This window comes from Streptomyces sp. NPDC044044, from assembly GCF_056434405.1.
On the sequence record NZ_JBWKFG010000007.1, the window covers coordinates 250698 to 271324 of the forward strand.

The 20627-nt window shown below is 72.0% G+C and carries 23 protein-coding genes; 6 read left to right on the forward strand and 17 right to left on the reverse strand.

Annotated features, from left to right (window positions below; translation table 11 throughout):
- Window positions 1-26: 26 nt before the first annotated feature.
- Genes AC07AG_RS26710 through AC07AG_RS26725 form a run of 4 tightly spaced genes read right to left on the reverse strand, consistent with a single transcriptional unit; the run spans window position 27 to window position 4849 of the window.
- Window positions 27-1178: an XdhC family protein gene (locus tag AC07AG_RS26710; RefSeq protein WP_478758320.1), complete on the reverse strand. Its 1152-nt coding sequence runs from the start codon at window positions 1176-1178 to the stop codon at window positions 27-29.
- Window positions 1171-3306 (reverse strand): xanthine dehydrogenase family protein molybdopterin-binding subunit, encoded by a 2136-nt coding sequence (locus AC07AG_RS26715; protein ID WP_478758322.1) that lies wholly within the window; start codon window positions 3304-3306, stop codon window positions 1171-1173. Before AC07AG_RS26715 ends, AC07AG_RS26710 begins: the two co-directional genes overlap by 8 nt.
- Window positions 3303-4295, reverse strand: a complete 993-nt coding sequence (locus AC07AG_RS26720; protein ID WP_478758323.1) for an FAD binding domain-containing protein — start codon at window positions 4293-4295, stop codon at window positions 3303-3305. Before AC07AG_RS26720 ends, AC07AG_RS26715 begins: the two co-directional genes overlap by 4 nt.
- A complete protein-coding gene (locus AC07AG_RS26725) occupies window positions 4292-4849 on the reverse strand; it encodes a 2Fe-2S iron-sulfur cluster-binding protein (RefSeq protein ID WP_478758325.1) in 558 nt (185 codons plus the stop codon). Before AC07AG_RS26725 ends, AC07AG_RS26720 begins: the two co-directional genes overlap by 4 nt.
- Before the next feature lie 302 nt (window positions 4850-5151).
- On the opposite strand from AC07AG_RS26725, the gene AC07AG_RS26730 reads away from it, so the two are divergent.
- Window positions 5152-5727, forward strand: a complete 576-nt coding sequence (locus AC07AG_RS26730; protein ID WP_478758327.1) for a TetR/AcrR family transcriptional regulator — start codon at window positions 5152-5154, stop codon at window positions 5725-5727.
- Here the strand turns inward: AC07AG_RS26730 and AC07AG_RS26735 are convergent.
- Window positions 5693-6004 (reverse strand): hypothetical protein, encoded by a 312-nt coding sequence (locus AC07AG_RS26735; RefSeq protein ID WP_478758329.1) that lies wholly within the window; start codon window positions 6002-6004, stop codon window positions 5693-5695. The genes AC07AG_RS26730 and AC07AG_RS26735 overlap by 35 nt on opposite strands.
- A 167-nt stretch (window positions 6005-6171) precedes the next feature.
- Between AC07AG_RS26735 and AC07AG_RS26740 the strand changes: the two genes are divergently transcribed.
- Window positions 6172-8487, forward strand: a complete 2316-nt coding sequence (locus tag AC07AG_RS26740; RefSeq protein ID WP_478758331.1) for an FUSC family protein — start codon at window positions 6172-6174, stop codon at window positions 8485-8487.
- Here AC07AG_RS26740 and AC07AG_RS26745 read toward each other — a convergent pair whose 3' ends face one another.
- The gene (locus AC07AG_RS26745; RefSeq protein WP_478758332.1) at window positions 8488-8964 is read right to left on the reverse strand and encodes a hypothetical protein; all 477 of its coding nucleotides are present in this window, start codon (window positions 8962-8964) and stop codon (window positions 8488-8490) included. It abuts the gene before it with no gap.
- 106 nt (window positions 8965-9070) lie between these two features.
- Window positions 9071-9844 (reverse strand): TetR/AcrR family transcriptional regulator, encoded by a 774-nt coding sequence (locus tag AC07AG_RS26750; protein ID WP_478758333.1) that lies wholly within the window; start codon window positions 9842-9844, stop codon window positions 9071-9073.
- Between the two features lie 97 nt (window positions 9845-9941).
- Between AC07AG_RS26750 and AC07AG_RS26755 the strand changes: the two genes are divergently transcribed.
- Complete coding sequence (locus tag AC07AG_RS26755) at window positions 9942-10937, forward strand: NAD(P)-dependent alcohol dehydrogenase (protein ID WP_478758334.1); 996 nt, start codon at window positions 9942-9944, stop codon at window positions 10935-10937.
- Here AC07AG_RS26755 and AC07AG_RS26760 read toward each other — a convergent pair.
- The 7 genes from AC07AG_RS26760 to AC07AG_RS26790 form a co-directional block, all read right to left on the reverse strand.
- On the reverse strand, window positions 10906-11838 hold the full coding sequence (locus AC07AG_RS26760) for a DNA-binding protein (RefSeq protein ID WP_478758335.1): 933 nt from the start codon (window positions 11836-11838) through the stop codon (window positions 10906-10908). The two genes, AC07AG_RS26755 and AC07AG_RS26760, sit on opposite strands and share 32 nt — an antisense overlap.
- An 18-nt stretch (window positions 11839-11856) precedes the next feature.
- Window positions 11857-12027 carry a winged helix-turn-helix domain-containing protein gene (locus AC07AG_RS26765; protein WP_478758337.1) on the reverse strand — a complete coding sequence of 57 codons (171 nt, stop codon included), beginning with the start codon at window positions 12025-12027 and terminating at the stop codon, window positions 11857-11859.
- A gap of 64 nt (window positions 12028-12091) precedes the next feature.
- A complete protein-coding gene (locus AC07AG_RS26770; RefSeq protein WP_478758339.1) occupies window positions 12092-12388 on the reverse strand; it encodes an ArsR/SmtB family transcription factor in 297 nt (98 codons plus the stop codon).
- Window positions 12388-13125, reverse strand: coding sequence for a hypothetical protein (locus AC07AG_RS26775; protein ID WP_478758341.1), 738 nt, complete (start codon window positions 13123-13125; stop codon window positions 12388-12390). The genes AC07AG_RS26770 and AC07AG_RS26775 overlap by 1 nt, the downstream gene beginning before the upstream one ends.
- Before the next feature lie 137 nt (window positions 13126-13262).
- Window positions 13263-13928 carry a DUF3105 domain-containing protein gene (locus tag AC07AG_RS26780; RefSeq protein ID WP_478758343.1) on the reverse strand — a complete coding sequence of 222 codons (666 nt, stop codon included), beginning with the start codon at window positions 13926-13928 and terminating at the stop codon, window positions 13263-13265.
- 129 nt (window positions 13929-14057) lie between these two features.
- Window positions 14058-14501, reverse strand: a complete 444-nt coding sequence (locus AC07AG_RS26785; RefSeq protein WP_478758345.1) for a hypothetical protein — start codon at window positions 14499-14501, stop codon at window positions 14058-14060.
- Between the two features lie 59 nt (window positions 14502-14560).
- A complete protein-coding gene (locus AC07AG_RS26790) occupies window positions 14561-15691 on the reverse strand; it encodes a cation diffusion facilitator family transporter (protein WP_478758346.1) in 1131 nt (376 codons plus the stop codon).
- 78 nt (window positions 15692-15769) lie between these two features.
- On the opposite strand from AC07AG_RS26790, the gene AC07AG_RS26795 reads away from it, so the two are divergent.
- Window positions 15770-16117 carry an ArsR/SmtB family transcription factor gene (locus tag AC07AG_RS26795; protein WP_478758348.1) on the forward strand — a complete coding sequence of 116 codons (348 nt, stop codon included), beginning with the start codon at window positions 15770-15772 and terminating at the stop codon, window positions 16115-16117.
- A 21-nt stretch (window positions 16118-16138) separates the two neighbouring features.
- Here the strand turns inward: AC07AG_RS26795 and AC07AG_RS26800 are convergent, their stop codons facing one another.
- Window positions 16139-17551 carry a PepSY-associated TM helix domain-containing protein gene (locus AC07AG_RS26800; protein WP_478758349.1) on the reverse strand — a complete coding sequence of 471 codons (1413 nt, stop codon included), beginning with the start codon at window positions 17549-17551 and terminating at the stop codon, window positions 16139-16141.
- A gap of 174 nt (window positions 17552-17725) precedes the next feature.
- Here AC07AG_RS26800 and AC07AG_RS26805 point away from each other — a divergent pair, with 174 nt between their 5' ends.
- Window positions 17726-18268 (forward strand): four-helix bundle copper-binding protein, encoded by a 543-nt coding sequence (locus AC07AG_RS26805; RefSeq protein ID WP_478758350.1) that lies wholly within the window; start codon window positions 17726-17728, stop codon window positions 18266-18268.
- Window positions 18269-18284: 16 nt separating this feature from the next.
- On the opposite strand, the gene AC07AG_RS26810 is transcribed toward AC07AG_RS26805, so the two are convergent.
- Window positions 18285-18914 (reverse strand): TetR/AcrR family transcriptional regulator, encoded by a 630-nt coding sequence (locus AC07AG_RS26810; RefSeq protein WP_478758772.1) that lies wholly within the window; start codon window positions 18912-18914, stop codon window positions 18285-18287.
- Window positions 18835-20136: an MFS transporter gene (locus tag AC07AG_RS26815; protein WP_478758351.1), complete on the reverse strand. Its 1302-nt coding sequence runs from the start codon at window positions 20134-20136 to the stop codon at window positions 18835-18837. The genes AC07AG_RS26810 and AC07AG_RS26815 overlap by 80 nt, the downstream gene beginning before the upstream one ends.
- A 200-nt stretch (window positions 20137-20336) precedes the next feature.
- On the opposite strand from AC07AG_RS26815, the gene AC07AG_RS26820 reads away from it, so the two are divergent.
- Entirely contained in the window at window positions 20337-20627 is a 291-nt protein-coding gene (locus AC07AG_RS26820) for a hypothetical protein (protein WP_478758353.1), read from the forward strand.

A 20627-nucleotide genomic window follows, 5' to 3' on the forward strand; every position in this document is an offset into this window, starting at 1 on the left:
CCGCGACCGCCCCGCGCCCGGTCATGTCACGCGGCCGCGTGGGAGCCGCCCGCCCCGGCGGCGCCCGCCTCGTGGTGGATGGGCGTCCCGGCACCGGTCAGCGGAACGCCCGACCCGCCCCGCCGCGCCGCGACGATCTCGGCCGCGATGGACAGGGCGGTCTCCTCCGGCGTGCGGGCCCCGAGGTCGAGCCCTATCGGGGAGTGCAGGCGGGCCAGCTCCTCGTCGCCGACGCCGACTTCGCGCAGACGCTGGTCGCGGTCCTCGTGGGTGCGGCGCGAGCCCATCGCACCGACGAACGCGACCGGAAGCCGCAGGGCCACCTCCAGCAACGGGATGTCGAACTTGGCGTCATGCGTGAGGACGCACAAGACCGTGCGGCCGTCGGTCGCGGTGTCCCGGAGGTAGCGGTGCGGCCAGTCGACCACGATGTCGTCCGCCTCGGGGAAGCGGGTCCGCGTGGCGAAGACCGGACGGGCGTCGCACACGGTCACGTGGTAGCCGAGGAACTTGCCCGTGCGCACCAGGGCCGCGGCGAAGTCGATCGCACCGAACACGATCATGCGGGGCGGCGGCACGCTCGACTCGACGAACAGGGTCAGGGGCGCCCCGCAGCGCGAACCGCTCTCCGACGCGACGAACTCGCCGGTGCGGCCCGCGTCCAGCATCGCGCGGGTCTCCCCCACCACCGTCCGGTCGAGGTCCGGATGACCGTCCAGACCTCCTTCGTACGAACCGTCGGGGTGGACGAGCACGACCCTGCCGAGGAGTTCGGCCGGGCCCTCGGCCACCCGGGCGATGGCTGCCGCCTCCCCCCGGGCCGCGGCCGAGAGCGCCGCCGCGAAGACCTGCCTGTCGGGCGCGTCCGCGCCGAGCGGCGTGACCAGGACCTCGATGACGCCGCCGCAGGTCAGGCCGACCGCGAAGGCGTCCTCGTCGCTGTAGCCGAACCGCTCGCGCACGGCCGTGCCGTCCTGGAGCGCCTGGACGCACAGGTCGTACACCGCTCCTTCCACGCAGCCGCCGGAGACCGAACCGATGGCCGTGCCCTCGCTGTCGACGGCGAGGGCCGCGCCGGGGTCGCGCGGCGCGCTGCCGCCCACCGTCACGACGGTGGCGACGGCGAAGTCCCGGCCCTCCTCGGCCCAGCGGTTCAGCTCTTCGGCGATGTCAAGCACCCGGGGCTCCTCCTCCGTTCAGGATGCGGTCGGGCCGGATCGGCAGATTCCGGTGGCGTACGCCGGTGGCGTGCCAGACCGCGTTGGCGATCGCCGCGGCGGCCCCCACGATGCCGATCTCGCCGATGCCCTTGATGTCGATCGGGTCGTCCGCGTCCGTGTCCTCCACCCAGTCCGCCTCGATGACCGGCACATCGGCGTTGGCGGCGAAGTGGTAGCCCGCGAAGTCGGCTCCGACGTGGCCGCCCGTCGCCTGGTCCCGGTGGGCCTCCTCGTGCAGGGCCATGGAAAGGCCCCAGGTCATCCCGCCGACGAACTGGCTGCGTGCGGTCAGCGGGTTGATGATCCGGCCCGCCGCGAACATGCCGAGCATGCGCCGCACGCGCACCTCACCGGTGGTGACGTCGACGGCGACCTCGGCGAACTGCGCGCCGTAGGAGTGCCGTTCCTTCTGCGAGAGGCCTCCGACGGCCGCACTGGTGTCGGAGCGCACGGTGATTCCCTGCGACGGGATGTCGCCGCCCAGGGCCAGTTGCTCCCGCAGCTCGGCCACCGCCGCCGTGACCGCCCAGCCCCAGGAGCGGGTGCCCATCGAACCGCCGGAGATCGCCGCCGGGCCGAAATTGCTGTCCCCGATGCGCACATGGACGCGCTCCTGGGGCACCTCCAGGGCTTCCGCGGCGATCAGGGTCAGCGCGGTCCGCGCGCCCGTACCGACGTCCGCGGCGGTGATCCGCACCGTGAAGGTGCCGTCGGCCTCCGCCGTCACGGCGGCCGTGGACGGCGCGACGATCACCGGGAAGGTGGCCGCCGCCGTGCCGGTGCCGAGCAGCCAGCGCCCCTCGCGCCGCAGCCCGGGACGCGGGTCCCGGTCCGCCCAGCCGAACCTGCGGGCACCCTCCTGGAAGGCGGACAGGAGATTGCGGCTTGCGAACGGAAGACCGGACACGGGGCCCACGTCCGGTTCGTTGCGGGCGCGCAGCGCGATCGGGTCGACGCCGCACCGCTCGGCGAGTTCGTCGAGCGCGGATTCCAGGGCGAACGAACCGGGGGCCTCGCCGGGCGCGCGCATGTAGGTCGGCGTCGGCACGTCGAGGCGCACCACGCGGTTGACGCTGCGGTGGGCGTCGGATGCGTACATGGGACGTCCGAACCCGGCGCTCGTCTCCACGAACTCGTGCACCGTCGACGTGAGGCTGTGCGCCTGGTGGTCGACGGCGCGCAGCCGTCCGTCGGTGTCGGCGCCGAGCCGCACGCGCTGGGCGGTGGGGCTGCGGTAGCCGGTGAGCGAGAACAGCTGGCGGCGGCTGAGGACGACCCTGACGGGGCGGTCGAGCTGTGTCGCCGCCATCACGGCGAGGATCTGGTGCACGCGTACGCCCTTGGACCCGAAGGCGCCGCCGACGTGCTCGGACCGCACCCGCACCGAGGCCGGGTCGAGCGAGAACAGCTTCGCCAGCTCGTCCGCGACCCAGGTGCTGCCCTGGTTCGAGTCGACGACTTCGAGGCGTCCGTTGTCCCAGCGCGCCATCGCCGCGTGCGGTTCCATGGAGCTGTGGTGCTCTTCGGGGGTGGTGTACTCCGCGTCCACGACGTGGGCGGACGCGGCGAGTTCGGCCTCCAGGTCGCCCTTCTCCACCAGCATGCCGTCGCCGTCCGGCGTGTACGTGCCGGGGTGGCCCGCGGAGAAGGCGACGTCGTGCGACTCCTCCTCGTACCGCACCACCAGCGCCTCGGCGGCCTCTCTCGCCTGCTCGGAGGTCTCGGCGACGACGAGCGCCACCGGCCAGCCGACGAAGGGCACCCGGTCGTGCTGGAAGACCTCGACGATCGGGTCGGGCGGGCCGAGCATGCTGACGTAGTCGCTGTCGACGCGCGGGGCGTTCCCGTGGTGCAGGACGCTCAGGACGCCGGGCATCGTGCGGACGGCGTCCGACTCGACCGACAGGATCCGGCCGCGGGCGATCGTGGAGAGGACCAGCCAGCCGTGGGCGAGTTCGGCGAAGGGGATCTCCCCCGCGTACCGGGCCGCGCCGGTGACCTTCTCCCGGCCCTCCACACGGGTGAACGAAGCGCCGACGGCGCTCGCGGAACCGGTGGACGTGGTCGTCGCGGTACGCGCCGTCATCGGGTCGCCTCCTCGGTGAGCTCGGTCAGCAGGGCGACCACGAGGTTGCGCATCAGCGTCACCTTGTAGCCGTTGTCGGGCAGGGTCTGCGCGGCGGCCAGTTCGGCGTCCGCGGCGGCGGCGAAGGCTTCGGCGGTCGCGGGGCCCCCGGTCAGGGCCCGCTCGGCCTCCCGTGCGCGCCACGGCCGGGACGCCACCGCGCCGAAGGCCAGGCGCACTTCGCGTACGACGCCGTCCTGGACGTCGAGCGCGGCGGCGATCGAGCCGATCGCGAAGGCGTACGACGCGCGCTCGCGCACCTTGCGGTAGCGGGAGTGGGCGGCGACCGGGGCGGGCGGCAGGGTGATGCCGGTGATGAGTGCGCCGGACGGCAGCGCGGTCTCCAGGTGCGGGGTGGAGCCCACGGACAGATAGAAGTCCGCGAGCGGCAACTCGCCGGTGCCATCGGCCGTTTCGTACGAGATCACGGCGTCGAAGGCGGCGAGCGCCACCCCCATGTCGGAGGGGTGGACGGCCACGCAGTGCTCGGTGGCGCCGAGGATGGCGTGGTTGTGGTGTTCACCCCCGACAGCGGGGCAGCCGCTGCCGGGGTCGCGTTTGTTGCACGGTTTGGACAGGTCGGCGAAGTAGCCGCAGCGGGTGCGCTGGAGCAGGTTGCCGCCGACGGTGGCCATGTTGCGCAGCTGGCCCGAGGCCCCGGCCAGGACGGCTTCCGCCAACGCGGGGTAGCGGCGGCGCACTTCGGGATCGGCCGCGAGGTCGCTGTTGGTGACGGTGGCGCCGATCCGCAGCCCGCCGTCGTCCGTCGCCTCGATCCGGTCGAGGGGCAACTCGCGTACGTCGATGAGCAGTCCGGGCCGCTCCACGCCGGTCTTCATCAGGTCGACGAGGTTCGTGCCGCCGCCCAGGACGCGCGCGTCGGGGTCGGTGCCGAGCAGCGCGACCGCGCCGGGGACGTCGAGCGCCCGCTGATATCCGAATTCCCTCATGCCACGGCCTCCGTACCCTCGGTCTCGGCGGCTGCCGCCTGCGCGACCGCCTGGACGATCGACACATACGCGCCGCAGCGGCACAGGTTGCCGCTCATGCGCTCCCGGATCTCGTCGGCGCTCAGCTCGGGAACGCCCGCTTCGGGCCGTACGTCGGTGGTCGCGGCGCTGGGCCAGCCCGCCGCGTGCTCCTCGATGACCGCGATGGCCGAACAGATCTGGCCCGGTGTGCAGTAGCCGCACTGGAAACCGTCGAGGTCGAGGAATGCCTGCTGCACCGGGTGCAGCTCATCCCCCTCCGCCGCCACGCCTTCGATGGTGGTGATCTCACGCCCCTCGGAGGCAACGGCGAGCTGCAGACAGGAGACCGCACGGCGTCCGTCGATCAGCACCGTGCAGGCGCCGCACTGCCCTTGGTCGCAGCCCTTCTTGGTGCCGGTCAGATCGAGGCGCTCGCGCAGGGCGTCGAGCAGGGTGGTGCGGTGGTCGACGGGCAGCGTGTGCTTTTCGCCGTTGATGTTCAGCGTGATGGCGCTGGACGTCGATAGGGCCACGATCAGCCTTCTTTCGGTTCTGTCAGCTTTTGTCACGTAAGAGCGGGAGCGTCGTGCGGGACGGTCCCGGCGAAGGCCCCGGTAGGGGATGGCGCTGTGCGTAAGGGAGGTCGACTCAGGGCACCCATGGCCCATGCGGTGGGGCGGGCGACCCACGGCGATCGCGGACCGATCATCCCCACCGGCTGGTTCTGCCGGTATGGTGACCCTAAGCGGACAGCTGTCCGTTAGCTTCAAAACTTAACGGACAGCTGTCCGCTTAGCAAGAGTGGTTTGGGCCGCGATTCTCGGGAGGAGGACGAGTGCACCAGAAGAAGGACCCGCAGCTGCGCTCGGACGCGCAACGAAATCGCGAGCGCATCCTGGAAGTCGCCCTGGACGAGTTGACGCGCTCGGCGGACGCCCCGCTCAGCACCATCGCGAAGAAGGCCTGCGTCGGGCAAGGGACGTTCTACCGCAACTTCCCCAACCGCGAGGCACTCGTCCTCGAGGTCTACCGCTACGAGGTCCAGCAGGTCGCCGACGCCGCCTGCCAGCTCCTGCAGACCCGCCCGCCCGACCAGGCCCTGCGGGAGTGGATGGACCGCCTCGCGCAGTACGCCATGGCCAAGGCGGGCCTGGCCGACGCGATGCGCAAGGCCACCCGTACGCAGGGCACGCTGGCCGGAGTGGGCCACGGTCCTGTGAGTTCGGCCGTCGCGCTCCTCCTGAAGGCGAACGAGGAGGCCGGCACCATCCGCCCCGGCCTCACCCCCGACGACTTCCTGCTCGCCATCGCGGGCCTCTGGCAGATCGATCCGCACGGCGACTGGCAGTCGCGCGCCGGACGGCTTCTCGACCTGGTCATGGACGGTCTGCGCGCAGGAGCGCCGCGGTGACGCCTGCCGCGGCCAGCAGGATGACGAAGGCGACCGTCAGGGCCGTGGTGTAGCCGTGCACGGACGCCGCCGTGGCGGTGGCCTCCGCGGTGGACGCCAGGTGCGACGCGGTGGCGCTGGCCGCGACCGTGTTGAGCAGGGCCGTGCCGAGCGCCGCTCCGAGCTGCTGGGACGCGTTGTACGCCGCCGCCGCGGCCCCGATGTCGTGCGGCGGTACGTCCGCGGTGGCCAGGCTCGCGGTGGGCGGAGTCGGCGGCCGCCACCGGCGCCGTGTCATGGGTCGGTGGGGCGTCGGCGCGCAGTTCCGCCCCGGACAGTCCGTTGTCTGCTGGATTCATGACTTCAAGTGTTTCGTTGAAGTCGCCCCGGAGACTTCTGCTCACTTCCGGTCGGCGCCCTGGGCGTATCACGCTGTGAACCCTCAAGCCCCGGTTGCACCCCGCCATGACAGAATCCGCCCTGAACAGCGGCGATGAGGGTGTGAGCGCAGTGACACGGCGGACCAGGACCGGCACATGGGACCGCTTTGTCGCGTCGGATCCCGGACTCCTGCGGCTGATGGCGGGGCTGCGGACGGTCGGCGCGATCGCGCTCACTCTCGTCGTCCTCGCGCTCATCGGCACGGATGTCACGCACATGGTCGCGGGCGCGATGACCGCGATGGTCTCCACCTTCGCCATCAAGGAGAAGGAGGTGCGCGGCCAGGCCCTCACGCTCGCGCTCGGCCTGCCCGTCGCCATCACGGCGATCTCCCTGGGGGCGCTGCTGCACGACCAGGTCATCGCGGGTGACATCTTCTTCGTGGCGCTGATCTTCGGTGCCGTCTACAGCCGCCGGTTCGGCGACCGGGGCACGGCACTCGGCCTGATCGGCTTTCAGGTCTACTTCGTCTCGCTGTTCGTGGGTGCCACCACGTCCGCCCTGCCCAGCCTGTATCTGGCGCTTGCCGTCGCCTTCGTGTGCAGTGCCGTCGTACGGTTCGCCGTCGTGCCGGAGACGCCCGGCCGTGATCTGGGGCGGCTGCGCGTCGCCTTCAGGGCACGCCTCGCGCAGCTGGTGGCCACGCAGATCGAGCTTCTCGACGCCGCGCCCGAGCAGTTGGAGAAGGTACTCGGCGAACTGCGCCGTGGCACCGCGCGGCTGCACGAGACCGCCCTGATGATCCAGGGCCGCCTCGCGGAGGGCACCCCCGACGCGGCCACGGCCACGCTGGTCCAACGCCGCGTGGCGGACGCGGAGATCGCCGCCGAACGTCTGGGCGTACTCCTCCTGAACGCGCGCAACGCCGAACGCGCGGACACCCTCACCCTGCATCTGCCGCACGCGCCCGTCCCGGCGACGGGGACGCGCATCCGGGCCGAGGACGACGCGACCGTCACCCTGCGCCGCGACCTGAACGCGCTGCACCTGCTGGTCGGCCGCCCTGTCGCCGACGACCGGGGCACGGGCCTCGCCCACGTACGCAACAGGCTGCTCGGCTACCGCGACGAGGACAATCTGCCGCGGGCCTCGATGGCCGTCCAGGACGTCTTCCGCGGCATCGGTGAAGCCGCTCGCGCCATCCTCGGCCTGCGGCTCGCGCTCGACGGCCCCCAGGACGAGTCCGACGACTCACCGGCGACGACCCTTTCCCGCGAGGAGTTCGACGCCGAGGACATCGCGATCGCCGGTGCCGAGGAGGCCGCCGAACCCGACGAGGACGAGCGCACCGGGCTGCGGCGCCCCACCACAAGGGCCGCCTTCCAGGTCTCCGTGGGCTCGACCCTGGCCATCATCGGCGGCGAGTTCCTCTCCACCCAGCGCTGGTACTGGGCGGTGCTCACCTGCTGGGTGGTGTTCCTCAACACCGCGTCCACGGGCGAGATCCTGGTCAAGGGCTATCGACGGCTCCTCGGCACGGTGCTCGGGGTGGTCGCCGGTGTGGCGCTCGCGGGTCTGGTCGGCAACCACACCTGGGTCGCGTTCGCCCTCGTCCTGGTCTTCATCTTCGCGATGTTCTTCACCGCTCCCCTGTCGTACGCGCTCATGTCCTTCTTCGTCACGGCGATGCTGGGCCTGCTCTACACACTCCTGAACACCTACAGCCTCTCCGTGCTCTGGCTGCGCATCGAGGAGACGGCGCTCGGGGCCGCCTGCGGCATCATCGCGGCGGTCCTCGTCCTGCCGGTGCGCACCGACCATCGCACCGACGAGCTCCTCAACACGGTCCTGACCCGGCTCGCCGACGTCATCTCCGCGTCGGTCGAGCAGCTCAGTGGCGGACCGGCCGCCGATCTCCTGGACAAGGCGCGCGACTTGGACACCGCGCTCGACGATCTGCGCGCCTCCATCCAGCCGTTGACCCATCCGATCACCCCGCTGCGCGGCCGCCGCAGGACCGCCCGCTATCTGGTGGCGCTCCTGGAGACCTGCGCCTACCACGCCCGTTCCCTGGCGGCGACGGCCGAGCTCGTGCCCTACAGCAAGAACGTCGCCGCCGATCCGCGTCTGGAACGGGCGGGTCTGCGGATCGCGCACAACATCGAGGTCATCGCCGCGTACGTGGACGACGACAAGGCCACGGGTGAGGTCGAGTCGGGTGCCAGCATCGCCTCGATGCTGGAGGCCGAGGGGTCCGGCGCGCCTCGCTCGGGCACGGTGACCTACCGCGTCCTGCGCCATCTGCAGCGCCTCGACGAAGGAGTGGTGGGCCTCGCCCGGCCTCTCGACGTGCCGGTCGCGGGCCGCGGCCGGGCGGCGAGCAAGGCTCCGCGGGTCTGATCACCTCGCGACGGCGCTCTTGGGGGCCTGTGCCGTCGTGAGCCGGGGGTGCGCCGCGCGCAGTGCGGTACGCCGGCCGGAGAGCGCGGGGTTGCTCAGGGCCAGGAACCAGGCGTCCAGGGCGGCGTGCAGGCCGCGGGCCGCGGCGGCGTGCCGGCACGCGCGCAGCCCGTCGACGCCGACGATCCAGCGGGGCCGGGCCACCACGGTGACGGAGCGCACCCAACGCCCGGCCTCCGTCAGGTCGTCGGTCTGCACGACGACCAGTCTGCGCGGGGAGATGACGGCCGAGAGGGCGCGGGCGATGTCGCTGTCGTCGGGCAGCAGGGCCACCGGCTCGCCGTCGAGGTCGATCAGGCCGACCAGTTCGATGTGCGGACAACCGCGATGGACGAAGGACAGACGGGCGGCCTGCGTACGGGCCAGCAGCTCGCGGCACTCCTGCTCGGACAGCGCACTGCGTTCGCTTCGGTCCATGTCCCGGCTCCCCAGCGGGATGCCTGCCCACTCGACGGGCAGGGTTACATCACGGGCGAGATCCATCGCCGGGGTCCTGGGCGGCGGTTCCTCCCCGGGCGAGTCCTCAACTCGCTTCCGCGGAGGACACTTTGACTGTCGTACTGCCGGGGCCGGGACGCAATACACCGGGGGGCGGCTCCGGCGGAGGGCTGAATGTCGCCCCCTGAAGTCCCCTGTGGTGGAACACCAGGGGAACCGGCGCGGGCAGGGGCTCCACGGGGGTGGCGCGATCGGCGCGGAAGGAATCGAGGAGGTAGGCGACGAACCGCCGGGACGCGGCAGGCGCCCCCTCGGTGGAGCACGCGGTGAGGCCGCTGTTGGCCATGAGCAGGAGCGGGAGGTCCGAGGCGTCGAAGTCGGGGCGCAGCCGGCCGGCGTCCTTCGCGCGGCGCACCAACCGGGCGAAGCCCCGTTCGGCACGCGCGCGTTCGCGCTCGAAGTCGATCGCGTCCGGGAAGGCGGTCAGGAACGCCGCGGTGAATCCGCGGTCGGCCACGTGCATGGCGCACACCTTCTCGATGACCGTGCAGAACCCGTGCCAGGGGTCGGGGTCCGCGAGGGCGTCGTCGACGATCGCCGCGCACACCCCGAGCTGGTCCTCGAAGACTTCCGTGACCAGGGAGTCCCGCGTGGGGAAACGGCGGTAGAGGGTGGCCACGCCGACGCCGGCCCGGCGGGCGATGGCGGCCATCGGCACGTCGAGGCCACGCGCGGCGAACAGGTCGCGGGCGGCTTCCAGGACGCGCCGGCGGTTGTGGAGCGCGTCCGCGCGCAGCCCCGTGCGCGCGGCAGGTTCACGGTCCGTCGTCGGCCGCATCCGAGAGGAATCAGCAGGCATGTTTCTCACATTAGCTCAAGTGGATGCCCCTCTCCGTTTAGCGCGTTAGCGTCGCTGACAGTGACATTCGGCGGCTACAGATGGGGATACGGAAACGATGAGTGACATGCGCGCGGCTCTGTACGACGGGTACGGCTCTCCGGCGGTCCTGTACGAAGGCACGTTGCCGAGGCCGGTCGCCGGCCCCGGCGAGGTGTTGGTGCGCGTCCACGCCGCCAGCGTGAACGGCGGCGAACTGATGGGCCGGGCGGGGAAGGTGCGTCTGGTGACGGGCCTGGCCGGGCGGGGCTGGCCCAAGCGCACGGGGGTCGATTTCGCAGGTGAGGTGGCGGCGCTCGGCTCGCCCATGCCCGGCCTGGCGACGGGTGACCGGGTGTGGGGTGCCATGGCGCGGTCCCAGGGATTCGGCAGCGCCGCGGAGTACGTGGTCGTGCGCCCTCGGCAGCTGGCCCTGGCACCGGCCGGTCTTGATCCGGTCAAGGCCGCGGCCCTGCCCGGTGTCGGCACGACGGTGATCACGGCGCTACGGGACAAGGCACGGCTCGCGGCGGGTGAGCGGCTGCTCGTGCGCGGTGCGAGCGGCGGCGTCGGGAGCGTGGCGGTGCAGCTCGGGCGTGCGTACGGCGCGCATGTCACGGCGCTCGCGGGGGCCAGGAACCTCGACTTCGTGCGGGACCTCGGCGCCGATGAGGCCTTCGACTACGCGACGACCGGCGCGGCCGGCCTCGGCCCCTTCGACGTCGTATTGGACACGGTCGGCACGGAGTTCGGCGCGTATCGCCGGCTGCTGGCACCGGGAGGCCGCATGGTGTCCGTCACGTTCGACGCCCGGCGCGTGGCCGCGTCGTTCTCCTACATCTTCGGATCCGCGGTGTTCGGTCCGCGGCGTGTGCGGTTCTTCAGCGGCAATCCCGGCCACCAACTCTTCGCGGAACTGACCCGGTTGACCGAGAGCGGGGCGATCCGGCCCGTGGTGGACACGGTGTACCCGCTGGCCGACATCGCCGGCGCGCACCGCGCGCTCGAGGCGGGCGGAGTCCGTGGAAAGCTCGTGGTCGACGTCAGGGCGTCGCAGGCCGTGGACGTGAGCTGACGGCTTGTGGCGCGGGCAGGGACTCCAGGAGGAACGCTGCCGCCTCCCGCAGCTGCGCCGGGGCGCCGGGCCTCCTGAGCAGGTGGAATGCCGTCCGCCTGAGTGTCTGGGTCGTGCGTACGGATCCGGTGCGGGCGGCGCCGGGGGCCAGCTCGGCGATGAGGTCCTCCGCCTCCCTCCAGGCTCCGGCTCGGGCCAGGGCCGAGAGGAGCTGCGCGGTGAACAGGTTCCGGTAGGACGGGCCTGGCGCCGTGGCCGCCTCGTACAGGAGGGGGATGGCCTGGTCCCATTGGCGCAGCCGGGCGAGGACCCAGCCCCGGTGGCCGAGCAGCTCGGTGCGGTCGATCCACCAGGCCCAGGGCGGATCGTGGCGCGAGATGCCGTCGAGGAACCGGCTCTGGGCGCGGGCCATGAGGTCCCTGGGCTCCCGGTGGCCGCCCAGCATGGCGATCGCGTGCGCCTGGCGAATCAGGACGAGACTGCTGACCCTGGCGGGGAGCGCTCGCGCCCCGCTCACGCGGGCCGCGGTCTCCAGGGCGGCGCGCGGCGCCCCCGTATGGGCCTTGAGCATGCTGTCGTTCAGCAGGACGAAGCGGGCCGTCCAGCGGTCGCCGCACAGCTCCGCGAGGGCCAGCGCCCGTGCGTTCATCCGGTGGGCCTCGCGGTAGAAACCCGCGTCGAAGAGGATCCACCCGATGACCTCGCACAGCTCGGCGAGCGCCGCGAACCGGTCGCTCCCCCGGGCACGGAGGGTTGCGGGATCAGCCGACAGGTCCGGAATGCGCCTCATGGCCTCGCGCACGGCGGGCATCGCGGAGGTCGCGCCGGACGTGGCGTCGAGGGCCACGAGGCGCTCGATGGTGTGGACGGCCAGAGGGAGCACATTGCCATGATCCGCCACGCGTCGACCTTCCGTCGGTCAACTGGCCGACTCCAGGCGGTATCCGAGCCCCCGGACCGTGTCGATGGTGCAGCAACTGCCGGACTCCGAACCGATCTTCTCGCGCAGTCGCTTGATGTGGACGGTGAGCGTGTTGGTGTCGGTGAGTTCGTCGCCCCACAGTTCGCACAGGATCTTGCGGCGGCCCACGACGCATCGAACTCCCGTAACACCCGGGGCATTTGAGGGAGACAGGAGAATTCTTGACGAGGCGTCAAGAAGCTGCCCGTGCAGGCGCGCGCAGAATCTCCCGCACCGCCTCCATGCCGTCCGGATCCACCGAGTACCAGACCCACGTCCCGCGCCGCTCGCGCGCGAGCAGACCCGCCGCGGTCATCGTCTTCAGGTGATGACTGACCGTCGGCTGCCGCAGCCCGAGCCGTTCGGTCAGATCCCCCACGCACCCCTCACCGGCGGGGGCGGACCGAATCAGGTCAAGCAGTTGCAGGCGGGTGGGGTCCGCGATCGCCTTGAGCACGCCCGCGATGCGCTCCGCACGAGCGCGCTCCATCACCGGTACACCTCGGCGGGGTGCGAGCGGCCGACGTCGCGGACCACCTCCAGACCGAGCACGCGGTCGAGGTGGGCGAACGTCTCGAACTTGGCGCCGCCCGGTACGTCGACCGCCGCTTCCAGGCCGCCCAGGAGCCGTAGCACGGCCGGGGTGTCGAGGCCGTTCTCCAGGGCGGCCCGTGCCCGGTCCACGAAGTCGGCGGGCATCGCCTTGGACGGCTCATCGGCCCAAGCGGCCACGGCCTTGCGCCACTTGGCCAGCCTCTCGCCTGCGGCGGCGACGGCTTCCGCGGTGACGTCGACGGATTCGTGGTGCGGGTGGCCGAGCAGGAACAGCCGCAGGGCGAGCGCATCCCTGCCCGCGTCCCGGCCCGCGTCCTGATCCGCGCCTCCCCCGGCCACGGCTTCACCGACGTGCAGGGACAGACCGCCCGCTCCTTCATACGTACGGCTGGTGAGGTGCACGGCCGGCGGGCCGCCGAGAGCTTCGGCGATCTCGTCCGGGGTGCCGTGGGCGTCGGCCGGGCGGATACCGGCGGCGTCGGCCGACGCCGCCGGTGGGCAGGTCCATCCGATGAGGACGGTCCGGCCGCGCAGCTCGGCGACGCGGGCCAGGACGTCCGCGACCAGCAGCACGCGCAGACCGGTCAGGTCATCGGGATCGTCGGCCGACGGCGCGTGGGCGCACATCCGCAGCGGTCCGAACCCGGCCAGATCATCCACGATGCTCAGCACACCACGAACACTAGGCGTACCACTCCTCAATGGCACGCGGCGGGAGCAAGGCGGCGGGCCTGGAGGCATGGATCCGTGCCCGCCCTGCCCACCGCCCGCTCCCGCCGCCCTCTCCCGCTCGGACGCCGACCCTCAGCTCACGCCGGTCCGACCCCGCCCGTGCAGGCCGCGCCGGGCTCCGGGGTCTGCTCGCCCTGGACGTACTTGCCCAGGAACTGTCCGACCCGGGGGTCGGACGCCCTGTCCACGGTGAGCTGGCTGCCCCACGCGGTGAGCGTGAGGGCGCCCTTCTGCTCCTCGACCGGGCTCATCAGCGTGTAGGGCGTCGCCTTGACCTTCTGGCTCAGCGTCTTTATGTCCCCGTCCGACGCCTTGTCGTTGTACGTGATCCAGACGGCGCCGTGCTCCAGCGAGTGGACGGCGTTCTCCTCACCCAGCGGCTTGTCGTACACATCTCCTTGGCAGTTGGCCCACGCCTGGCTGTGGTCGCCGCCCGCTGCCGGGGTCATCGGGTAGTCGACCTCCTTCGTGACGTGGTTGCGCCCGAGCTTCTTCGCGTCCCACGTCTTCTCGCCCCTCACGGGGGCCTGCGCGGCGGCCTCTTCCTTGTCCTTCTTCTCCGACGCGTCGAGCAGGACGTACGAGCCGAATCCGGCGAGCCCGGCCAGCACGGCCACGCCCGCCGTGATGGCGATGACGCGGTTGCGCCGGTCGCGCGCCTGCTCGGCGCGGCGCAACTCCTGGATGCGGGCCTTGCGTGCGGCGGTGGTCGCGGCCTTCTTGCCTGTCTTGGAGGTGCCCATGTCCGGGATGTCCTTGTCCCCGCCGTGCCCGGGGCGCGGCAGTGGTGATGGTGTGTGAGGTGGGCGGCGCAAGCGCGCGACCGCGACCACGTCCGTGAACGGACGGGTCCGGTCGCGCGAAGGTGCGGCCTAGGTCCTCTGCACCTGAAGGACGTGGAGATCCGGGGCCTGACGGTGAACAGGCTTCCGCGGCACGGGATGTGAGGTGGCCGGGGCCGCGGGCAGTCCCGTCTCCACCAGGGTCATCGGCACCGAGGGTTCGGGGGCCGGGAGAGCCGTCGCCGCGGCGTGCGTGGCGGAGGCGCACCGGTCGCCGGGCGGACAGCTGTGGCCGAGTGCGGCTTCCTCGGCGGGTGACGCGCCACCGTCTTCGCCCGCGGACGCGGCGGAGACGGCGGACGCGGCGGAGACGGAAGCCTCCACGTCACTGGCGCGCGTGTCGTCGTGATGGGCGGCCGAGCCGAAGCACACGCACAGGACGGCCAGCAGGGTGGCCAGGCTGATGCCGAACGCGGCGCAGCGCGCGGCCATGCGCCGCTCCTCGCACACCGTGTCCCGCAGACCTGACGCCATGGCCGCAGATAGTAGCCGCTGCCAAGTCACCGCCTGCCTCCCGGGCACGGACTTCCCGATCACGTCCCGTGGTGCGCGAGGGCCTTGTGCGGGTCCGGGGCTCCGGGCACGACCGCCGGGTCGGCATGCACCAGGGCGGCGGTCAGTTTCGGCACCGCGTGCAGCAGGGCGTGCTCCGCGTCGACCGCGACCTCGTGCGCCTCCCGTACGGACAGCTCTCCGTCCACGACGACCGCCACTTCGGCACGCAGCCTGTGGCCGATCCAGCGAAGGCGCAGCTCGCCGACACCGCGTACGCCGGGAACCGCCAGGAGGGCCTCCTCCGCCGCGTCGACCAGGGCCGGGTCGACGGCGTCCATCACCCGGCGGAACACCTCGCGCGCCGCGTCCCGCAGCACCAGCAGGATGGCCACGGTGATCAGCAGGCCCACGATCGGGTCGGCGAGCCGCCAGCCCAGGGCGGCGCCGCCCGCGCTCAACAGAACGGCCAGAGAGGTGAATCCGTCCGTACGGGCGTGCAGACCGTCGGCCACCAGAGCGGCCGAGCCGATCTCGCGGCCGACTCGGATGCGGTAGCGGGCGACCCATTCGTTGCCGATGAAACCGATGACGGCAGCGGCGGCCACCACCCAAAGGTGGTCCAGGGCACGGGGGTTGAGCAGCCGGTCGACGGCCGCCCAGGCCGCGAAGGCCGCGGATGCGGCGATCGTCAGGAGGATGACGATGCCCGCGAGGTCCTCGGCGCGGCCGTAGCCGTAGGTGAAGCGGCGCGTGGCGGCCCGCCGGCCCAGGACGAAGGCGATACCGAGGGGGATCGCGGTCAGCGCGTCCGCCGCGTTGTGCACGGTGTCGCCGAGGAGCGCGACCGAACCGGTGAGCACCACGACCACCGCCTGGGCCCCGGCGGTCACGCCCAGGACGGCCAGTGAGATCCACAGCGCGCGCATGCCGCGCGCGGACGACTCCAGTGCCGGGTCGACCTTGTCCGCGGTCTCGTGCGAGTGGGGTTTCAGGAGATGCCCGGCCTTGTGCCGCCACCGGGCCAAGTGCCTCGCGCCACCGGACTCATGACCGTGGTCGTGCTCATGCTCGTGGCCGTGGTCGCGCTCGTGGCCGTGGTGCTCGTGCTCGTGCTCGTGCGAAGGGTTCGGGCGCGGGTGCGGGTGCGGGTGTCCGTGCTGCTCACTCACAGGTACGGCCTTCCGACGCGGGACGGAGAGTGGACACCCCTGGGCGCCCGCACCCATTATGTGCGTATGAGCGCACGCATGCACCTATCACCTGCGCACGATGCGCACCCGCAAGATCCGGGCACCGAGCACTTCGCCCATGCCGCCGAGGTCCTCGGCCTCCTCTCGGACCGCACCCGGCTCGCCCTGCTGCACACCCTCGGCAAGGGCGAAGCGGATGTCACGACCCTGACCGCCGCGTGCGGCGCGGCGCGCCCTGCGGTCAGCCAGCACCTGGCCAAACTGCGCCTCGCCGGGCTCGTCTCCGTACGCAAGGAGGGGCGACGGATGGTCTACGGCCCGCCCGACGGCCATCTGCGCCGCGTGGTCGACGAGGTCCTGAACCTCGCCGACCACCACCTCAGCGGTGCGGCCACCCACGACTGAGCGGAGACCCCTGAGCGGGCCTCAGGCGTAGGTGCGCCTGCCGCGCCGGTAGGCGATCTCCCCCAGCACGATGTCCACGGCGAGGAAAGCCGCCAACGGAATGCCGAGCAGCGGCACGAAGTAGCCGAGCGCGGCGATCGCCGCCATCAACGGCACCAGGACGTGGGCAGGTACGTTCTGCCACGCACCGCGCGGCAGCGGACGCCCGAAGGAGCTGCCGCGCCCACGCTGCCACCACATGCGGTACCCCCACACGATCATCAGGATCAGGCCGAGGGCGAGTACGGCGAGGGCGATCTGGTTGACCAGCCCGAACAGCGTTCCGGTGTGCGCGTCGATGCCCCAGCGGGTCAGCTTGGCGAGCACCGGGTAGTCGGCGAACCGCAGCACTTCGGTGACCTCACCCGTGGCCGGGTCGACGGCGACGGAGTCCTGCTTCTCGGGCCAGCTGCGCTGGATCTGCCTCACGACGTACGCGGACGACGCGTCGGCGGGCGGCACGACCTCGACCGGGTTGGAGAGCCCCTCGGCACGGGCCGCCTTCAGTACGGCGTCGAGCCCGGCACCGTCACCACTCGTCGCGCCCGACGAGCCCGATCCACCGTGCCCCGCGTGCTCTCCCCCGCCCGCGGCGGTCGCCGCCAGCGCCGGTGTCGTCTGCCCGATGGCCTCGCGCAGGTCGCCGACGCTCTTTCCCGCGTACGTCGACCAGGTAAGACCCGTCGCCGACAGGAAGATCAGCCCGACGGCGGCCCACACACCCACCGAACCGTGCAGCGAGAGCGTGCGCCTGCGGCCGGTGGCCCCGCGCAGCTTGCGCTGGGACCTTCGCCGTCCGAACCACAGCACGAGACCGCCGGCCGCGATCACCCACAGCCAGCTGGCGGCGAGTTCGCTGTAGAGCCGGCCGGTCTCACCCAGGTGCAGATCGCGGTGGAGCTCGTCTATCCAGGTGCGCAGCGGCAGCGCGCCGGTGGAGCCGTACTGCTCCAGGGCGCCGCGCACCTCGCCGTTGTACGGGTTCACGAACACGGCGAGCGTGTGGTCGGCGTCCACGCCCGGCGTTCCGGACAGGAGCACGCGGGTGGTCGCGCCCTCCTCCGGCGAGGGCCGTACCGCGCTGACCGTGCCCTCGGGGTGCGCCTTGCGGGCGGCGGCCACTTGTTTCGAGAGCGGCAGCTCGGTCTTGTTCTCGCCCACGGGGACGCGCAGTTCGTGGGAGTACACGATCTTCTCGGCCTGGTACGAGCAGGCGTACAGAAGTCCCGTGGTGGCGGCGACGAGCAGGAAGGGCGCGATGAGCACCCCGGCGTAGAAGTGCAGGCGCAGCACGAGCGGACGCAGCGCCGCCCATCCGGACCGTCCTGCGGAGGGCTGCGCCTCCTGGGTCTCCCGCCCGTCGTCCGGGGCGAGGAGTGTGGGTTCGGCGGACATGAGCTGCTCTCCTGGATGAAGGGGTGGTGCGGAGCGGCCGTTAGCGGGCGGGCCGGTGCAGGAGTCGGCCGTGGGGGCGCATGAGTTCCCGGCGACGGCCACGAGTCGTGTGATGCGCACCACACAGTCCGGTACGGGAGCCCCGGGTCCACGGGGAGGATCCGGCGGACGCTCGTGCGCTGCGATGGGCGTACCCCGCGCCCTTCACCGGCGGCGGGGGGCGGGACCAGCGTCGAGGGACCGGGAGTCCTCAGGTCCGGGAACCCCCGGAACCGGGGCCCCTCAAGACTCCGTTGGAGACGCGATGCTCCAGACGCGCGAGTTGTCTTCGACAGCCTCGCCTCCCGTGCCGACCACCTCGACAACCAGTCCCTGGCCACCGCCGCCGACGCCCTCTCCGCGTGCGAACTGGCCGTGACCGCCTGCGTGGTCGGCATGCTCACCGAGAAGGAGGCCGATGAACTGCGGGCCGCCATCGACCGCGACCTCAACTGTGCCGACGTGGCCCGCGCCACCCGGCGGGTCCTGACGCGCGGCACGGACGCCGATCACGCGCCGCTGGCCGCGCAGTTGCAGGCGTGCGTGATGGCCTGCGAGCACAGTCACGAGCTGTGCTCCCAGCACGCGCCGCAGCACGAGCACTGCCGCCTGTGTTCCGAGGCCACCGACCGTGCGGCGACCGCCTGCCGCGAGGCCTTGCGGAGCCTGCGCCGCTAGCGCGCCGGGTCCGGGCTCAGGCGTCCGTCCTGGCGTCCCCGGGGAGCAGCTCGCGCAGCATGGCCTCGAACTCGTCGGCCGTGACGGGCGTGTCGGCGAGGAGCGCCTGCAGAAGCATGCCGTCGTAGGCGTTGGCGAAGAGCCTGACGCGCAGCGGGTCGTCGGTGAAGAGCCGGGCGAAGGCGCTCAGGGTGTCCGTCCAGTGCCGTGTCGACCCTCGCAGCTCGGGCCTGCGCGAGGCGAGCAGGTACAGCTCGAACTCGGCGAGCAGCCGCCCGGGGGCCGTGAGCAGGTCGGCCATCAGACGGGCGAGGGCGCCGCGCTTGTCGGTACCGTCGTCGGGTGCCTCGATCAGCCCGCGCAGCCGCTCGGAGTCCTCGTACATGCAGGACGTGAGCGCCGCGGTCAGCAAGGCGTCGATGCTCTCGAAGTAGTACGTGCTCGCGGTCGTCGGCAGCTCCGCCTCGCGCGCCACCTTGCGGTGCGTCACCCCGGAGGCGCCGTCCCGGGCGATCACGCGCAAGGTGGCCTCGATCAGTTCACGCCGACGGCGTTCGCCCTTGGCTCTACGGCCGTCGGTGATCGGCTCGTTCAGTGTGCGACTCCTGTCCTGCGGCGGTCTCCGCGACGATACCTGGCCGCTCAGGCTCCCTCGTGGCCTCCTCCCGCTCCCGCCCGGCCGCGCGTGCCGTCTCCGCGCTCACGTGGCGGTAGCTGAGCAGGGTCGTCAGGAGAGCGAGGGCGCCCATGGCCAGGGACACGGTGAAGCCGGCGCGGATTCCGAAGGAGTCCACGACCTGCCCCGAGGCTGCGGCGCCGAGCGCCACGCCGATCTGCAGGCCCGCGATCATCCAGGTCATGCCTTCGGTGAGCCGGGCCGCGGGAGTGAGCCTCTCGACGATGCCCATGATGGTGACCATGGTCGGCGCGAAGAACACGCCGGCGAGGAAGACCGCGGCCGACAGGGTCGCGATGCTGTTCACGACGAGGAACGGCAGCGTCGTCAGGGCCGTGCCCGTCACCCCGATCACGAGGAGCCTTGGGAGCGGCACGCTCCACTTCAGCGCCCCGAAGGTCAGCCCCGAGACGGCCGACCCGACGGCGTACACCGCGAAGACGATCCCCGCCGCTCCCTTCTGCCCCTGTTCCTGGGCGAAGGCGAGCCCCATCGTGTCGACGGTCCCCGCGATGGCGCCGCCGAACAGCAGCGTGAGCGCCATCGCGAGGAGCGACCCCGACCGGATCGCCGACCGCCCCCGACCGTGGGCCTGCGGCTGCACGGGAGGTTCGGTGCGCTTCTGCGGGACGAAGAGCAGTACGCCCACGACGAGCAGCACAGCGGCGACCATCGGCCCCGCTTCGGGGAAGAGGGCCGTGCCCAGGAGCACGGCGATGGCGGGCCCGATGATGTACGTGAGCTCGTCGACCACGGATTCCAGGGAGTACGCGGCGTTGAGCCGCGGCGAACCGCGGTACAGGTGGGTCCAGCGGGCTCTGACCATCGCGCCCATGCTCGGCATGAACCCGGCCAGGAACGCGAAGACGAAGAGGGTCCACACGGGCGCGTCGCCGTACGCGCACAGGAGCAGCCCGCCCAGGGCTGCGACGCTGACACCTGTGGCCGGGAGCAGGACGCGCCCCTGCCCCAACCGGTCGACCACGCGGGATATCTGAGGGCCTATCAGGGCCATGGACAGCGTGAACGTCCCGGCGACGGCGCCCGCGAGCGCGTACTCGCCGCGCAGCTCGGACAGCATGGTGAGGATGCCCATGTGGGTCATCGGCAGCGGCAGCCGCGCGAGCAGCCCGGCCGCGGAGAAGCCCTTGGCCCCCGGCGCGGAGAACAGTGCGCGGTAGGGGTTAGCCATCGAGCGCCCCCCGGTCGTTTCCGGACAGCAGGAAGTGGTGCATTCGGGCCTCCGCAGCGCATCACGAGAAACTTGAACGAACGTCCCACTTTCTATCACGGGTGGCCTCCGGGAGGGGCGGGCCCTGATCACGGGAAGGGCGATGCGCGGCTCCGAGCCCGCGGTTCGCTCCGCGGTCGCCGATCCGGCAAACTGCCCGGATGGACTATGAGTTCTGGAACGACATCCACCACCGCGGCGGCATCCCCGCGGTCAAGAGCGCGTTGGAGGAGCTGGCGGAGCGCGGTTCCGCCGAGGACGTGGACGCCGCGATGGATCTGGCCTGCCAGGTCATCGCCGACGACACCGCGCGTCTCCAGGCCCGCGCGGATCAGGCCGAGGCCAGACTGCGGATGCTGACCGACGAGGCGCGTGAGGTGGGGCGGCAGGTCGACGCGCACGCCGAGGCGGAGGGCTCCGCCGCACCTCAGGAGCCCGCCGAGCGTGAGTGA

Coding starts and splice junctions, on each gene's coding strand:
- AC07AG_RS26785 (WP_478758345.1), bottom strand. CDS start 14,501: ATGGCGTCAGGTCTGCGGGACACGGTGTGCGAGGAGCGGCGCATGGCC.
- AC07AG_RS26770 (WP_478758339.1), bottom strand. CDS start 12,388: ATGGAGCGCGCTCGTGCGGAGCGCATCGCGGGCGTGCTCAAGGCGATC.
- AC07AG_RS26815 (WP_478758351.1), bottom strand. CDS start 20,136: ATGGCTAACCCCTACCGCGCACTGTTCTCCGCGCCGGGGGCCAAGGGC.
- AC07AG_RS26715 (WP_478758322.1), bottom strand. CDS start 3,306: ATGACGGCGCGTACCGCGACGACCACGTCCACCGGTTCCGCGAGCGCC.
- AC07AG_RS26820 (WP_478758353.1), top strand. CDS start 20,337: ATGGACTATGAGTTCTGGAACGACATCCACCACCGCGGCGGCATCCCC.
- AC07AG_RS26745 (WP_478758332.1), bottom strand. CDS start 8,964: ATGGACCGAAGCGAACGCAGTGCGCTGTCCGAGCAGGAGTGCCGCGAG.
- AC07AG_RS26750 (WP_478758333.1), bottom strand. CDS start 9,844: ATGCCTGCTGATTCCTCTCGGATGCGGCCGACGACGGACCGTGAACCT.
- AC07AG_RS26795 (WP_478758348.1), top strand. CDS start 15,770: ATGCACCTATCACCTGCGCACGATGCGCACCCGCAAGATCCGGGCACC.
- AC07AG_RS26800 (WP_478758349.1), bottom strand. CDS start 17,551: ATGTCCGCCGAACCCACACTCCTCGCCCCGGACGACGGGCGGGAGACC.
- AC07AG_RS26720 (WP_478758323.1), bottom strand. CDS start 4,295: ATGAGGGAATTCGGATATCAGCGGGCGCTCGACGTCCCCGGCGCGGTC.
- AC07AG_RS26740 (WP_478758331.1), top strand. CDS start 6,172: ATGACAGAATCCGCCCTGAACAGCGGCGATGAGGGTGTGAGCGCAGTG.
- AC07AG_RS26755 (WP_478758334.1), top strand. CDS start 9,942: ATGAGTGACATGCGCGCGGCTCTGTACGACGGGTACGGCTCTCCGGCG.
- AC07AG_RS26780 (WP_478758343.1), bottom strand. CDS start 13,928: ATGGGCACCTCCAAGACAGGCAAGAAGGCCGCGACCACCGCCGCACGC.
- AC07AG_RS26735 (WP_478758329.1), bottom strand. CDS start 6,004: ATGACACGGCGCCGGTGGCGGCCGCCGACTCCGCCCACCGCGAGCCTG.